At 64.9% G+C, this 14,252-nt stretch carries 15 protein-coding genes and 1 tRNA gene; 4 read left to right on the top strand and 12 right to left on the bottom strand.

Annotated elements, in window-relative coordinates:
• Window positions 1-17: 17 nt before the first annotated feature.
• Genes secF through yajC form a run of 3 tightly spaced genes read right to left on the bottom strand, consistent with a single transcriptional unit; the run spans window position 18 to window position 3,038 of the window.
• The gene (gene secF / locus AC07U1_RS17290; RefSeq protein ID WP_495178181.1) at window positions 18-998 is read right to left on the bottom strand and encodes a protein translocase subunit SecF; all 981 of its coding nucleotides are present in this window, start codon (window positions 996-998) and stop codon (window positions 18-20) included.
• Window positions 999-1,011: 13 nt separating this feature from the next.
• Window positions 1,012-2,622: a protein translocase subunit SecD gene (gene secD / locus AC07U1_RS17285; RefSeq protein WP_056352039.1), complete on the bottom strand. Its 1,611-nt coding sequence runs from the start codon at window positions 2,620-2,622 to the stop codon at window positions 1,012-1,014.
• A 53-nt stretch (window positions 2,623-2,675) separates the two neighbouring features.
• A complete protein-coding gene (yajC, locus tag AC07U1_RS17280; protein ID WP_235535793.1) occupies window positions 2,676-3,038 on the bottom strand; it encodes a preprotein translocase subunit YajC in 363 nt (120 codons plus the stop codon).
• 223 nt (window positions 3,039-3,261) lie between these two features.
• Between yajC and AC07U1_RS17275 the strand changes: the two genes are divergently transcribed.
• Together AC07U1_RS17275 and AC07U1_RS17270 are read left to right on the top strand one after the other, a co-directional pair.
• Window positions 3,262-3,338 (top strand) — tRNA-Pro (locus AC07U1_RS17275).
• Window positions 3,339-3,538: 200 nt separating this feature from the next.
• Window positions 3,539-4,246: a hypothetical protein gene (locus AC07U1_RS17270; RefSeq protein WP_492740211.1), complete on the top strand. Its 708-nt coding sequence runs from the start codon at window positions 3,539-3,541 to the stop codon at window positions 4,244-4,246.
• 45 nt (window positions 4,247-4,291) lie between these two features.
• Here the strand turns inward: AC07U1_RS17270 and AC07U1_RS17265 are convergent, their stop codons facing one another.
• Together AC07U1_RS17265 and AC07U1_RS17260 are read right to left on the bottom strand one after the other, a co-directional pair.
• Window positions 4,292-4,606: an EF-hand domain-containing protein gene (locus AC07U1_RS17265; RefSeq protein ID WP_492740210.1), complete on the bottom strand. Its 315-nt coding sequence runs from the start codon at window positions 4,604-4,606 to the stop codon at window positions 4,292-4,294.
• A gap of 133 nt (window positions 4,607-4,739) precedes the next feature.
• On the bottom strand, window positions 4,740-5,717 hold the full coding sequence (locus tag AC07U1_RS17260; RefSeq protein ID WP_495178182.1) for an NADPH:quinone oxidoreductase family protein: 978 nt from the start codon (window positions 5,715-5,717) through the stop codon (window positions 4,740-4,742).
• A gap of 110 nt (window positions 5,718-5,827) precedes the next feature.
• Between AC07U1_RS17260 and AC07U1_RS17255 the strand changes: the two genes are divergently transcribed.
• Together AC07U1_RS17255 and AC07U1_RS17250 are read left to right on the top strand one after the other, a co-directional pair.
• The gene (locus tag AC07U1_RS17255; RefSeq protein ID WP_495178183.1) at window positions 5,828-6,358 is read left to right on the top strand and encodes a glycoside hydrolase family 108 protein; all 531 of its coding nucleotides are present in this window, start codon (window positions 5,828-5,830) and stop codon (window positions 6,356-6,358) included.
• 66 nt (window positions 6,359-6,424) lie between these two features.
• Window positions 6,425-6,838 carry a holin family protein gene (locus tag AC07U1_RS17250; protein ID WP_495178184.1) on the top strand — a complete coding sequence of 138 codons (414 nt, stop codon included), beginning with the start codon at window positions 6,425-6,427 and terminating at the stop codon, window positions 6,836-6,838.
• Window positions 6,839-6,957: 119 nt separating this feature from the next.
• On the opposite strand, the gene AC07U1_RS17245 is transcribed toward AC07U1_RS17250, so the two are convergent.
• From AC07U1_RS17245 to recA, 7 genes are all read right to left on the bottom strand, one after another.
• Window positions 6,958-7,434, bottom strand: a complete 477-nt coding sequence (locus AC07U1_RS17245; RefSeq protein WP_495178185.1) for an SRPBCC family protein — start codon at window positions 7,432-7,434, stop codon at window positions 6,958-6,960.
• Window positions 7,431-10,076, bottom strand: coding sequence for an alanine--tRNA ligase (gene alaS / locus AC07U1_RS17240; protein ID WP_495178186.1), 2,646 nt, complete (start codon window positions 10,074-10,076; stop codon window positions 7,431-7,433). The genes AC07U1_RS17245 and alaS overlap by 4 nt, the downstream gene beginning before the upstream one ends.
• A gap of 60 nt (window positions 10,077-10,136) precedes the next feature.
• The gene (locus AC07U1_RS17235) at window positions 10,137-10,880 is read right to left on the bottom strand and encodes a hypothetical protein (protein ID WP_156377748.1); all 744 of its coding nucleotides are present in this window, start codon (window positions 10,878-10,880) and stop codon (window positions 10,137-10,139) included.
• 96 nt (window positions 10,881-10,976) lie between these two features.
• The gene (locus AC07U1_RS17230) at window positions 10,977-11,564 is read right to left on the bottom strand and encodes a hypothetical protein (protein ID WP_056349669.1); all 588 of its coding nucleotides are present in this window, start codon (window positions 11,562-11,564) and stop codon (window positions 10,977-10,979) included.
• Window positions 11,554-12,177, bottom strand: coding sequence for a glutathione S-transferase family protein (locus AC07U1_RS17225; RefSeq protein WP_495178187.1), 624 nt, complete (start codon window positions 12,175-12,177; stop codon window positions 11,554-11,556). The genes AC07U1_RS17230 and AC07U1_RS17225 overlap by 11 nt, the downstream gene beginning before the upstream one ends.
• Before the next feature lie 12 nt (window positions 12,178-12,189).
• Window positions 12,190-13,005 carry an agmatinase gene (speB, locus tag AC07U1_RS17220; RefSeq protein ID WP_495178188.1) on the bottom strand — a complete coding sequence of 272 codons (816 nt, stop codon included), beginning with the start codon at window positions 13,003-13,005 and terminating at the stop codon, window positions 12,190-12,192.
• Between the two features lie 141 nt (window positions 13,006-13,146).
• Window positions 13,147-14,220 carry a recombinase RecA gene (gene recA / locus AC07U1_RS17215; RefSeq protein ID WP_056349659.1) on the bottom strand — a complete coding sequence of 358 codons (1,074 nt, stop codon included), beginning with the start codon at window positions 14,218-14,220 and terminating at the stop codon, window positions 13,147-13,149.
• Between the last annotated feature and the right edge of the window lie 32 nt (window positions 14,221-14,252).

Below are 14,252 nucleotides of genomic sequence, written 5' to 3'. Positions count from 1 at the left end.
CTCGGGACGAGCGATACTCAGACGACCGCGCCGTCGTCCTTGCGCTCGATACGCTCGCCGCCGCCAATGCCCGACGTGGTGCGCGGCACGAAGCTGTCGGGGCCGACCTTCAGCCACACCAGCACCGGGGTCGACATCAGGACCGACGAATAGCCGCCGATGAATACGCCGAACAGCATCGCCGCGGTGAAGCCGAAGATCACGTCGGGACCGAAGATCAGCAACATGCCGAGCGCCAGCACCATCGCCAACGTGGTCATCACCGTGCGCGACAGCGTCTCGTTGATGCTGAGGTTCAGAAGCGGAATGATCTCCATCTTCCGGTACTTCTTCAGATTTTCGCGGATACGGTCATAGACGACGATGGTGTCGTTGAGCGAATAGCCGACGATGGTCAGCAGCGCCGCGACGCTGTTCAGGTCGAACTGCATCTGCGTCACCGCGAACAAACCGAAGGTCAGCGACACCTCGTGGAACAGGCGGCCGAGCGCGCCGACGCCGAACTGCCATTCGAAGCGGATCCAGATGTAGATCGAAATGCCCAGAATCGCGAGCGCAAGGCTGATCGCACCCGTGCGAAGCAATTCGCCCGACACCTTGCCCGACACGGTTTCGACCGCACCCGTCTTGGCGGTGGGAAAGGCCTTCGCGATACCCGCGACAAGCTGTTCGCCCGCGCGATCGGCCGTCGCCTTGTCGCCCTCGGGCAGTGCGGTGCGGATCGATATCGCCTTGTCCGACCCGAATTGCTGGATCGTCGGCTCGCCAAGGCCGATCGTGGCGACCTTCTCGCGAATTTCGTCGATCGGCGGCATTTCCTGCTTGAATTCGACGCGGACCGACTGGCCGCCGACAAAGTCGACCCCGAGGTTCAAGCCTTTGACCGCGACCAGCGCGATCGACACGACCACTAGGAAAAAGCTCATGAAGGAAGCGACTTTCCGCCATTGCAGGAAGTCGATGTTGGTGTCGTCGGGGACGAGTTTGAGCAAGCGCATCGTTTTCGCTCCCTTAAATGTTGATCGACGTCGGACGCGCCGACCGCAGCCAATGGGCGACGAACATGCGGGTGACGGTGACGGCGGTGAAGACGCTGGTGACGATGCCGATCGTCAGCACGACCGCGAAGCCCTTGATCGGACCGGTGCCGAACCAGAACATCAGCGCCGCGGCGATGACGTTGGTGACGTTGGCGTCGAAAATCGCGCGGCTCGCCTCGGTATAACCCAGCTCGACCGCCTGGAAGGTCCGCCGCCCGCGTTTCAATTCCTCGCGTATTCGTTCGTTGATCAGCACGTTGGCATCGACCGCGGCGCCGATCGTCAACACGAAACCGGCAATGCCGGGCAAGGTCAGCGTCGCATTGAACGCGGCCATGATGGCGATGATCAGGAACACGTTGAACGCGAGCGCGATGTTCGCATAGACGCCGAAGCGTCCATAGACGACGAGCATCAGCACCAGCACCGAAACGGTCGCGATGATCCCGGCGATGGCGCCCTTGCGGATCGAATCGGCGCCCAGTTCGGGCGTGACCGTGCGTTCCTCGACGACGTCGAGCTTGACCGGCAGCGAACCCGAACTCAGCGCGATCGCGAGCTGGTTCGCCGACTGTACGGTGAAATTGCCTGAAATCTGCGCGCTGCCGCCCAGAATCGGTTCGTTGATCGACGGTGCCGACAGCACCTTGCCGTCGAGTACCATCGCAAAGCGCTTGCCGACATTCTGGCCGGTGACGCGCGCGAAGGTATTGGACCCCGCCGAATCGAAGCGCAGCGACACCGCCGGCATCTGCTGCTGGTTGAAATCCTGCTTGGCGCTGATCAACTGGTCGCCGCTGATCATCACCTGGCGACGCAGCACCTCACCGGGGGCACCGCCGCCCTCGCCGGGCGCATAGGGAACGAGCTCGCTGCCGACCGGGACATTGGCCGCGCCATTGGGACCGACACCGCCATTCGGATCGACCATGCGGAACTCGAGCCGCGCGGTCTGCCCGAGCAGGTCCTTGAGCGCCTTCGGGTCCTGCAGGCCGGGGACCTGCACCACGATGCGGTCGTTGCCTTCGCGAATGATCGTCGGTTCGCGCGTGCCCAGTTCGTTGACCCGCTTGTCGACGATGTCGCGCGCCGATTCCATCGCGCGGGCGACCGCCTGGTCGCGCCCGGCCGCGGTCATCGTCATGACGATTCGCGTCGTGTCGACGACATCGACGCGCCAGTCGCGCTGACCGGTCATGCCCGCACCCTGCGTTTCCTTGGCCAGCCGGTCGCGCGCGTCGTCGAGCTGCTTCTGGTCGCGGATCAGGAAACTGATCGTGCTGCCCGACGCCTTGAAATCGCCGATCGCGATATCGTCGTCGGGGCCGCGCTCGCCGCGCATCGCCGCGCGCACCGTCTTTTCCATGTTGGCGAGCTGCGTTTTGTTGAGGTCGGCAAGGTCGGCTTCGAGCAACAAGTGGCTGCCACCGGCAAGGTCGAGGCCCAGATTGACCTTGATCTGCGCAAAGCCGGGCAACTGGTCGACGGTCTTTTGCGGCAGAAAGCTGGGGATGGAGAACAGGATGCCGAGCAGCAGGATGATACTGATGCCGACGGTCTTCCAGCGCGGGAAATCGAGCATGTTTTTGGTCCGATAACTTGGGTGCGGGGTCGCGCGGCGCGCAACCCGCCGGATCAATCGTTGGCGGGTTTGCCGCCGGGCTGCAGGACGTCGGACAGGGTCGCCTTGACGACCTTGATCTTCACCCCTTGCGCGATTTCCACGTCGGCGAAGTCATCGTCCACGCGCGTCACCTTGCCGACGATGCCGCCGCCGGTCACCACCTGGTCGCGCGGCTTCACCGCCGCGATCTTCGCACGATGATCCTTCATCCGCACCTGTTGCGGGCGGATCAGGAAGAACCAGAACACGACGAAGATCAGGACCATCGGGATAAGCTGTGCGAAGGGGAAGGCGGCTCCCCCGGTTCCGGCCGCCTGGGACAGAAGCAATGTCGTCGACATGAATGAAAAACTTTCCGTTCGATGCAGCGCCATCCCCACCCGGGACAGGCGCGCAAGATAATGGCGCGGCGCCTATCACGCGGGGGCGCGGCGTGCAACCGGCGCCGCAAGCCGTCCCCCCCGGCAAGCAGGGCGGAAATGGGGCGCCGCCAAGCGAGTTCAAGGCGCGCCGCGACGATATTGCATTGCCCTCGCCTCTCCGCTTGCATCGCCGACCAAGCCGCGCTAGGGGCCTCGCCTGCCCAATCGGGCCGGTCGGGACGTAGCGCAGCCTGGTAGCGCATCACACTGGGGGTGTGGGGGTCGGAGGTTCGAATCCTCTCGTCCCGACCAATTCAATCCGCAACCAAGGCGGGACTTTCCGGAAACGACGGCTTGATTGCCGCGAAACGCTTGCGCATCGGCTCCTGTCGATGGCAAGCTGGCTTCGGCCGGTCTGAAACAGCACCGCTTTATTGGCGGGGGAGCCAGCAGGAGCGTGCGATGGGATATTTCCAGTCCATAATCCGGGAAGCGGGTCCCGGAGCGAGCCTGTGACGGAGCCATCGAGCGCCGCACGTCGATCTCTGATCGGGCGCGCGTTCGCCGGCTGGTTGAAGCTCGTCCGGCACATGGCGCCGCCGACGCTGTTCTTCTTCGTCGGCTTCAACCTGATTTTAGGAACCACGCGGCTCGCGCTCGCCGAACATGGCATCGACGTCAAGGGATTTGCCACCGCGACCATCGCCGCTCTGCTTGTGGGCAAGGCGGTGCTGGTCACCGACAGCATCCGTTTCATGGCGCGCTTCGACGGCGCGCCGCTGATCCAGCCGATCCTTTTCAAAAGCGCAATCTACTGGCTGTGCGTCTTCCTCGTTCGCCTGGCCGAAGCGCTGGTCCATTATGTGATCGAGCACGGGACCCCCGGCGGCTTCCTGCCCTATCTCGTCGATCATTTCAGCTGGAGCCGTTTCCTGTTCATCCAGGTCTGGCTGATGCTGCTCTTCCTGCTTTATGTCACGATCCACGAACTCGACAATCTGTTCGGGCATGGCGAACTGCGCCGGATATTCTTTCGCTGGAATACGACAGAGACCAAGCTGACCCGGCGCCGACGCGTCCGGTTGCTCGCCCGGCTCAACCGCTTGACCGAGGCCAATTCGGTCGCCGCGATGAGCGCGCCCGGTTCGCGACCGCACGACGAACTGGTGACGATATTGAACGAACTCGCGGACCATCCCAAAGGAAAGCCGCGCAAATAGGACGGGCGGCGCCGTCCCCTCAGGGCCGGCGCCGCCTTTCCATCGTCAGTGCTTCGCTTCGCCGTCGGCGGCATGCGCCTTGCGCATCGCGTCCATCTCGGCCTTGTCGACGGCGCCATCGCCGTTGGTGTCGATCCGCTTGATCATTTCGTCGATCTTCGCGGTGTCGACCGGCGCGGTGTCGCCCTTCTTCGCGGCCTGCGCTTCGGCCGCCTTCGTCAGTTCGGCCTTGTCGATCTTGCCGTCGCCATTGGCATCCATCCTGGCGAACAGGGCGTCGCCACTGGGAGCCGGTTCCGCCGCATAGGCGGCCGGGATGGCCAGCGCCAGCGGTGCGGCGATCATAAGCAATGTCTTCACGTCATTTCCTCTCGGATAGGTAGCGGCGTTTCCGCCGGAGAGCCCCGGCGCCGCTATGACGGTCGGATCGCCGCAAGACCATATCGCAAGGATTCGGGCCGCCGCGATTGCACGGCGATTCGGCGGTCAGGCGTTAGGGGATCAGGACGACCTTCCCCACCACCGCGCGCCGTTCGAGCATCGCAAAGCCCTCGCGCCAGTCAGCGAGGGTCAGCGCGGCATGGACATGCGGCCGGATTCGTCCCTCGGCGGCCAGCGCATCGATCGCCGCGATATTCTCGGCACCGCGCGCCGGGAACCGGCGGCCATATTCGCCCGCACGCACCCCGACGACCGAAAAGCCCTTGATCAACGGCATATTGACCGACACCTCGGGGATGCGTCCCGATGCGAAGCCGATCACCAGCAGCCGCCCGCCGAACGCGATGCAGCGGGTCGATTCGTCGAATATATCGCCCCCCACGGGATCGAAGATCACGTCGGCGCCGCGCCCGCCGGTCAGCGCCTTGACCTCGTCGCGAAAGCCCGGATCGGCCGCGATCACCGCGTCGGGCGCATAATATTCGGCCAGCGCCGCGCGCTTCTCCCCGCTGCTCGCCGCCGCGATCACCTGCGCGCCCAGCGCCTTGCCCAAATCGACCGTCGCCAGACCGACCCCGCCCGCCGCGCCGTGCACCAGCACCGTTTCGCCCGCTTCGACCCGCGCGCAGCGAACGAGCGCGACATAGGCCGTCAGATACGCCACGCCATAGGCCGCAGCCTCCTCCCACGACAGCCGCCCCGGTTTGGCGCGCAGGGCCGCCGCCGGCACCACGACATAGTCTGCCATCGCCCCGAAACGGTTGCCGCCGATCACCGCGTCGCCGACCGACCAGCGCAAAACCCCCTCGCCCAGCGCGTCGACTTCGCCGGAAAATTCCAGCCCCGGCACGAACGGCAGGTCGGGTTTCAACTGATACGCCCCGCGCGTCATCAGCAGGTCGGGGAAATTCACCGCCGCCGCGCGCACCCGCACCCGCACCTCGCCCGTCCCCGGTTCGGGGACGGCCAGGTCGACCAACCCGCAGCCACCATGATTTTCCGCCAATTCACGGACCTGCAAAGCCTGCATGGAGAAAAGCCTTTCCTAATTTATTCCAATATGGTTCGCTTTGTCCGTTCAACAAACCGGAGATGCGACTCATGCCCAGACCACAAAGATCGTCTTTCGACGCCGACGCGATGATCGATGCCGTCATCGACCGCGAAGGCGCTTATGTAAACCACTCCGCCGATCGTGGCGGCGCGACGTGCTGGGGAATCACCGAGGCCGTCGCTCGCGCGCAGGGCTATGGCGGCGACATGCGCGGCCTGCCGCGCGAGGAGGCCGTGTCGATCTACCGCCGCCTCTATTGGCAGCGCCCCGCTTATGACCGGGTCGCCCACCGCGCGCCCACGATCGCCGCCGAACTGTTCGATACCGGCGTCAACATGGGCACGGCCACCTCGACCGGCTTTCTGCAGCGCGCGCTCAACGCCTTGAACCGCTCGGCGCGCGACTATCCCGACGTCGCGGTCGATCGCGAGGTCGGCCCGCGCACCCTCGCCGCGCTCGATGCCTTCCTCCGGGTGCGCGGCGCGGGCGGCGAGACGGTGCTGCTACGCGCGATGGAGGCGTTGCAGGGCGAACGCTACATCGCGCTCGCTGAACGCCGCCCCAGCCAGGAGGCCTTTCTCTACGGCTGGCTGGCGAACCGTATCGGGTCGGACTGACCTTTCGAGACCATGTCGATTCAGTGTGAAGTTGTGAGGATTCTCTAGCAAAAAGGAAATGACGTCATGAGCATCATCGAAGGCCTGATCGGCCCGATCGCCAAGTTGATCGATAAGATCATCCCCGACCCCGAAGCGCGCGACCGCGCCAAGCTCGAACTGCTCAAGCTCGAGGGCACACAGGAAATGGAAGCGATCCGCACCCAGATGACCGCGATCGTCGCCGAGGCGAACAGCGCCGACCCGTGGACCAGCCGCGCGCGGCCGAGTTTCCTCTATGTCATGTACGCCCTGTTGCTGTGGGCGATCCCGATGGGCCTGATCGCCGCGGCGCGGCCCGAGATGGCAAAGGGCATCGCCGAGGGTATGAACGCTTATCTCGCCGGCATCCCCGAACCGCTCTACGCGCTCTTCGGCACGGGCTATCTGGGCTACACCGCCGCTAGGGCGTGGGGGAAGGCAAAGGGGGTGGAGAGCTAAAAACGGCAAAGCCCACCTCAAATCCCGTTCGTGTCGAGCGAAGTCGAGACACCCGTCGGGTGCAGCGCTTTCGAGGCATCTCGACTTCGCTCGATGCGAACGGGATTTCTATGGTGTCGTTATTCCTCCACCACCGCCGCCAGATTCGCCAGCGAGGAATTCAGTCCCTCCAGATGGTCCTTCGCCGAAATCCCCGGCGGCACATGATGCGCGTCGATCGTCACCAGCGTGCCGCCGCTCTGGCGCGACAGATACCAATGCATCGCCATCGTGCCGGAAAAGCGCGGATCGTCCGACACGAACTCGACCTCCCAGACGACAAGCCGCCCGTCGTCGAGCACCGGAATATATACCTCGACGACATCGCTCTCGTCGTCGCTCTTGGTCTCGACATCGGCGTCGTCGAACGTCAGCCGCATCAGAAAGCCGCCGCCGGCGCTCAAGTCGATATGCTCAAACGTCCCCGTCGCGCCCTCGGGCGGCAACCAGCGCGCCAGCTTCGCCTCGCTGGTGAAGGCGGCAAACACATCGACCAACGGCGCGGCGATCAGCCGTTCGGCATGATCGGTACGCCGCGTCTTCTTGGTCGGTTTCAAGCGAGCGCGGCTTTGACGGCCGCGACCGCGGCATCGGCGGCAGCGCCGTCGGGACCGCCGCCCTGCGCCATGTCGGGACGACCGCCGCCGCCCTGTCCGCCCAGCGCCGCGACCGCGAGCTTGACCAGATCGACGGCATTGTGGACTACGCCCTCGGTCACGCCCACCGCAACCGAAGCGCGCCCGTCGTTAACCGCAACCAGCATCGCCACACCGCTGCCGACCTGCTTCTTCAAGCCATCGACCGTACCGCGCAGTTCCTTGGGATCGAGCCCCTCGACGACCTGCGCGAGGAAGGCGGTATCACCGATTTGCTCCACCGCCGGCCCCGCCGCGACACCGCCGCCGCCAGAACCGCCAAGGGCGAGCGCCTTCTTCGCGTCGGCCAGTTCGCGCTCGGCCTTCTTCAATTGCTCGGCGAGCGCCGCAACGCGCGCCGGCACATCGTCGGGCGAGGTCTTGAGCGCCGCCGCCGCCGCCTTCAACGCCTCGTCGCGGCCGTTCAGCCACAACCGCGCCGCATCGCCGGTCAGCGCCTCGATCCGCCTCACGCCCGACGACACCGCCGATTCGCCGACGATCTTGAGCAAAGCGATATCGCCCAGCGCCCGCACATGCGTCCCGCCGCACAGCTCGACCGAATAATGATGATCGTCCGCCGCACCCATGCTGAGCACGCGCACCTCGTCGCCGTATTTCTCGCCGAACAGCGCCAGCGCGCCCGCCGCGACCGCATCGTCGGGGGTCATCAACCGCGTCGTCACCGCCTCATTGCCACGGATCTGCGCATTCACATCGGCCTCGACGTCGGCGATCTCTTCCGCCGTCAGCGCCTTGGGGTGCGAAAAGTCGAAGCGGAAGCGGTCCTCGGCGACCAGGCTCCCCTTCTGCGTCACATGCCCGCCGAGCCGGTTGCGCAGCGCCGCGTGCAGCAGATGCGTCGCGCTGTGGTTGGCGCGAATCCGGTCGCGCCGCGCCGCATCGACGGTCAGTTGCACGGTGTCGCCGACCTTCAGCGTCCCGCTCTCCAGCTTCGCCTGATGCGCGTGCAATCGCCCGAGCGGCTTGCTCGTATCACTCACCGTCGCCGCCGCGCCGCCGAGCGTCGCGATCGTACCGCTGTCGCCCATCTGGCCGCCGCTTTCGCCATAGAAGGGCGTCTGGTTGGTCAGCACGACCAGTTCGTCGCCCGCCTTCGCCTCATTGACCTGCACGCCATCCTTGACGAGCGCAATCACCTCGCCCTCGCCGACCGTCGCGCCATAACCGGTGAATTCGGTGCTGCCGTTGCTCTCGGCCAGATCGAACCAGATTTCTTCCGACGCCTTCTGCCCGCTGCCCTTCCACGCCGCGCGCGCCGCCGCCTTCTGCTGCGCCATTGCCGCGTCGAAGCCCGCGCGATCGACCGTGATATCCTGCGTGCGCAGCGCATCCTCGGTCAGATCATAGGGGAAGCCGTAGGTGTCATAGAGCTTGAACGCGACATCACCGGGCAAAGTCGCGCCGGCGGCCATGCCGACGGTCGCCTCGTCGAGCAGCCGCAACCCCTTGTCGAGCGTCTGACGAAACTTGGTCTCCTCGCGCTCCAGCGTCTCGGCGATCAGCGGCTGGGCGCGGATCAGCTCGGGATAGGCCGCGCCCATCTCGGCGGTCAGCGACGGCAGCAACCGGTACATCAACGGGTCCTTGGCACCGAGCAGATGCGCGTGGCGCATCGCGCGGCGCATGATCCGGCGCAGCACATAACCGCGCCCCTCGGCCGACGGCAGCACCCCGTCGGCGATCAGGAAGCTCGATGCGCGCAGATGATCGGCGATTACCCGGTGGCTCGCCTGCGTTGCGCCCTCGGCGGGAACGCCGGTCAGATCTACCGACGCCGCGATCAGTGCCTTGAAGGTGTCGGTGTCATAATTGTCGGTGACGCCCTGCAGCACCGCGGCAACGCGCTCCAGCCCCATGCCGGTGTCGATGCTCGGCTTCGGCAGGTCGATGCGGTCGCCCGGTCCGCGCTGGTCATATTGCATGAACACCAGGTTCCAGATTTCGACGAAGCGGTCGCCGTCCTCCTCCGCCGATCCCGGCGGGCCGCCCCAGATATGGTCGCCATGGTCGTAGAATATTTCGCTGCACGGCCCACACGGCCCGGTGTCGCCCATCGACCAGAAATTGTCGCTGGTGGCGATGCGGATGATCCGCTCCTCGGGCAGGCCCGCGATCTTGCGCCACAGGTCATAGGCCTCGTCATCGGTGTGATAGACGGTCGCGGTCAGCCGCTCGGGTGCAAGGCCCCAGGTCTTGGTGATCAGCGTCCAGGCATGGTGGATCGCCTGTTCCTTGAAATAGTCGCCGAAGGAGAAATTCCCGAGCATTTCAAAGAAAGTATGGTGGCGCGCGGTGAAGCCGACATTGTCGAGGTCGTTGTGCTTGCCGCCGGCGCGGACACATTTCTGCGACGAGGCCGCAGTGCTGTACGGGCGCTTCTCCAGCCCGGTGAAGACATTCTTGAACGGCACCATCCCGGCGTTGACGAACATCAACGTCGGGTCGTTGTACGGCACCAGCGGCGCCGACGGTTCGATATGGTGGCCGGTCCCCGCGAAATAGTCGAGGAACGAGCGGCGAATGTCGTTGGTCGATGTCATCCGCGCGATCTAGTGCGCTACGCCGCGTTTCTCAAGCATGATGGTTGGTTTGCCCCCAACCTATCGCTGGCAAAGCCGATTAAGCTCCTCATCGGAATATCCGGCTTCGTCGATCAAGGCCTGCGAGACGTAGCGCACATCATATTGCGATACGTTATAGACGCCGGTGCGGACGCGATAAAGAAGCAGCCCACCACAGGTCCCCACGATCCCGGGATGCGAGCTCAGAACCGCGAAATAGGCATAGGCGCCGGGATAGGCCGCATCCTCGGGATTGTTGAGCCAGCCGTCGAGCCGCGCTGTGAACTGCCCCGCGCCCGTCTGGTGCATCTTCGCTTCCTTGCTGAAGCGGGCCATTTCGTCCGGGGTCGCCTCAAGTGCCGGGTCCATCATGCCCGCCAGCGTCGCGCTATTCCCTCGGTCGAGATTGTTCAGAAAGCGCGTCGCAAATTGTGTGGCCGCCCCGATCTCGACAGCATTCGCCGTCCAGTCGATGGGCACGGGCTTATAGGGATCGGTCGCCGGATCGTAGCAGGAGAAGTTCTGACGGAAATCCTTGATCACCGTCACACCGCGATCGACGTCGATCTGGTTGTCGAAATAATAGCGGCCAAACCGGACCTTGAGTGCCCCGCAGCGTTGAGTGGCCAGCACCTTGATGCGATCAATGACGGGATCATATTGATCGGCGTCGATCACCGCGACGGTCGCGACAAAGCCCTTCCCGGGCACCGGCGCGACCTTGATTTCAGGCTGGCCGGCCGCAGCCGCCAGCAACGCAAGAGCCATCACCGCCATGATCATTCCCCCACCGGAAACCGCCGGACGGCGGCGCGCGAAGCTTGCCGCGCGCCATATCGCACCGCAAGCCGAATTTGCTTGGGTTTCAGACCTGTACCGTCAAAAGGCGGTCGCGATCCCCTTACCAAGATAACAGGGCAGCTGGCGCAGGACTTCGGCCTTGGGGATGCCATCCTCCATCATCTCGATCGGCACCTCGGACGTGTCGGTGCGTACGATGGTGAAGCCCGATCCCGGGGCCGCGCGGTGGACGACGACATAGCCGCAATCCATCGTACCGTCGGCGCGATCGCCGCGAAAATCGAAGGCGGCGTAAAGCCCCGGCGGCTGCCCGGCCGGATCCTGGTACCAGCTCAGCCGCAGGACGCGGATGATGCCGTCGGCCCAAAGCGTCTCGCGCTTGCGCAAATTGGTTTCCCATTCTAGCCGCGGGTTCGACGCCTGAAACGACAGCCGCAACATCGCATAGGCCGACGCGAAATCGCGCCGCGCGAGCGCCATCGTATAGGATGCGACACGGCCCATCGCGTCACTCTCGTCGGCGGCGTCCGGCACGAAGCTTGCGCCTTCGGGGGCGTTGACGACGCGCTCGACCTCGGGACCGAGCAGCGGCGATTGCGCCGCCGCCGGAACCGCGAGGCCGAACAGGACGGCGGTGGCAATAATGCGCAGGCGGTCAGAAGACAAAATAAGCCCCGCCCTTCGCACGCGCCGCCTGCCACGTCGGGCGTGCGTGCATCGCGGCCACGAATGCCGCCAGCTTCGGATATCGGTCGGCGCCGCCCATCGCGGCAACCTCTGCCGGGAAGCTGAGCATGATGTCGGCCGCCGACAGCCCGTCGCCGATGAAATGGCCGGCGTCGTTCAGTTCATTGTCGAGATAGCGGAAATGCGCGTCGAGTTGCTCGTCGATCCGCGGCTTCACCGGCGCCGCGGCGTCGCCGAGCCGGCCAAGGTAGATGTTGAGCAGGATCGGGGTCATCGCCGATCCTTCGGCGAAGTGGATGAGTTCGAGGTGGCGGACATGGTCGTCGGTGCCGCGCGCCGGAACCAGCGCCTCACCGCCATAATTGTCGCACAGATATTCGGCGATCGCGCCCGATTCCTGAATCACCCGCCCCGCATCTTCAAGCAACGGCGATTTGCCGAGGGGATGAATGGCCTTCAATTCGGGCGGCGCGAGGTTGGTCACCGCGTCGCGCTGGTAATGCTTGATCTCATAGGGCGCACCCAGTTCCTCGAGCAGCCACAGGATGCGCTGCGAACGGCTGTTGTTCAGGTGGTGGATGATCAGGCTCATGTCGCTCTCCTCTTATGGTTTGTAGGTCCCGTTGCGATCGATCAGCGCCGCGATCTCGCGCACCAGCTTGGCGCCGAGGATCGCGGTGACCTCACCGGTATCGCGGCCGGGATGATGTTCGACGATATCGGCGCCGATAATCGGCGCGGTCTGTTTGTGCAGGACGGCGAGCAATTCGCGCACCGTCAGTCCGCCAGGCTCGGGATGCGCGACGCCGGGCGCCGCCGACGGGTCGATGCCGTCCATGTCGATCGAGATGTAGAGCGGGCCTTCGAGTACCGGCACCGCGTCGGGGGTGAAACCCGCCATCGGCACGATCTCGACCCCGAAGCGGTCGGCCTGCTCGCGGCAGTGTCGGTTCAGCGTGCGGATGCCGACCTGCACAAGCCGCGCGGCATGGCCGCCATCGTAGATGCGGGCGAAGGGCGAGGCGTGGCTGCGCGGATTGCCCTCGAAATCGTCGTAGAGGTCGGGATGCGCGTCGATATGGAGGATGTTGACCGGCCCGAAACAGGCCGCCGCCGCCTCGACGAGCGGAAAAGTCACGGCATGGTCGCCGCCGAGGGCGAGTGGAATTTCACCATCTTCGCGCACAAGCGCGACGTGGCGGCGGATCATCGCGTCGTCGCGCGCGGTGTCCTCGGTCAGCGCGAGGTCGCCGTCGTCGGTGAAGGCGATGTCGGTGCCGAGTTCGGGGCCGAGTTCGCTCGCCATATTGCCGCGCTCGCTCCAGAGCTGGGCGCGGATCGCGGCGGGGCCGGCGGCGGCGCCGCGTTCGAAGCTGCTGTTGACGTCGGTGGGCAGGCCAAAGAGGCGGATCGCGGGCATGGCGTGCTTGTAGCCGCTCGAAGGGGCCGCGCAAGGCCAACGGCGGGCGGGCCGGTCCGCGAGAGGGTTGCGAACCTGAGGGGCAAGGAACCCGCCGCCGTTGGACGGCCGGTCCGCAGGAACGGACCGACCGGATTCCTATCAGTCGTCGGTGTCGTCGTCGGGGCCGACCATCATTTCCTCGGCGACCTGGTCTGTCTTGCCGCGGATCGCGGTTTCCAGCCGTTCCATCAGTTCGGGGTTATCCTTGAGGAAGGTTTTGGAATTCTCACGGCCCTGTCCGATGCGGATCGAATCATAGCTGAACCAGGCGCCCGATTTCTCGACGATGCCCGCCTTGACGCCGAGATCGAGAATCTCGCCGATCTTGGATATGCCCTGGCCATACATGATGTCGAATTCGACCTGCTTGAACGGCGGTGCGACCTTGTTCTTGACGACCTTGACGCGGGTGGTGTTGCCGACGATCTCGTCGCCATTCTTGATCTGGCCGGTGCGGCGGATGTCGAGGCGAACCGAAGCGTAGAATTTCAGCGCGTTGCCGCCCGTCGTTGTCTCGGGGTTGCCGTACATCACGCCGATCTTCATGCGCAGCTGGTTGATGAAGATCACCATGCAGCGCGAGCGGCTGATCGAGCCGGTGAGCTTGCGCAGCGACTGCGACATCAAGCGCGCCTGCAGGCCGACATGGCTGTCGCCCATCTCGCCCTCGATTTCGGCACGCGGAACGAGCGCGGCGACCGAGTCGACGACGAGCACGTCGATCGCGTTCGAGCGCACCAGCGTGTCGACGATTTCGAGCGCCTGTTCGCCGGTGTCGGGCTGCGACACGATCAGTTCGTCGATATTGACGCCAAGTTTCCTGGCGTAGACCGGGTCGAGCGCATGTTCGGCGTCGACGAAAGCGACGGTGCCGCCGCCCTTCTGCGCCTCGGCAAGGACGTGGAGCGCGAGGGTGGTCTTGCCCGAGCTTTCGGGGCCGTAGATTTCGATGACGCGCCCGCGCGGCAGGCCGCCGACGCCGAGGGCGATGTCGAGTCCGAGCGATCCGGTCGAAATCGCTTCGACCTGCATCGTCTCCTTCGAACCCAATTTCATCACCGAGCCCTTGCCGAAGGCGCGATCGATTTGTGCCAAGGCGGCGTCGAGCGCCTTCTGCCTGTCCGTGCTGTTCACTGATTTCCCCGATTCGACGAGTGACAATTGACCGGCCATGACCGTCCCTTTCCTGCTCTATCGCGAAGGCA

The sequence above is a fragment of the Sphingopyxis sp. GW821-FHT02C12 genome, assembly GCF_059421785.1.
This window is presented reverse-complemented; position numbering and strand designations above follow the sequence as displayed.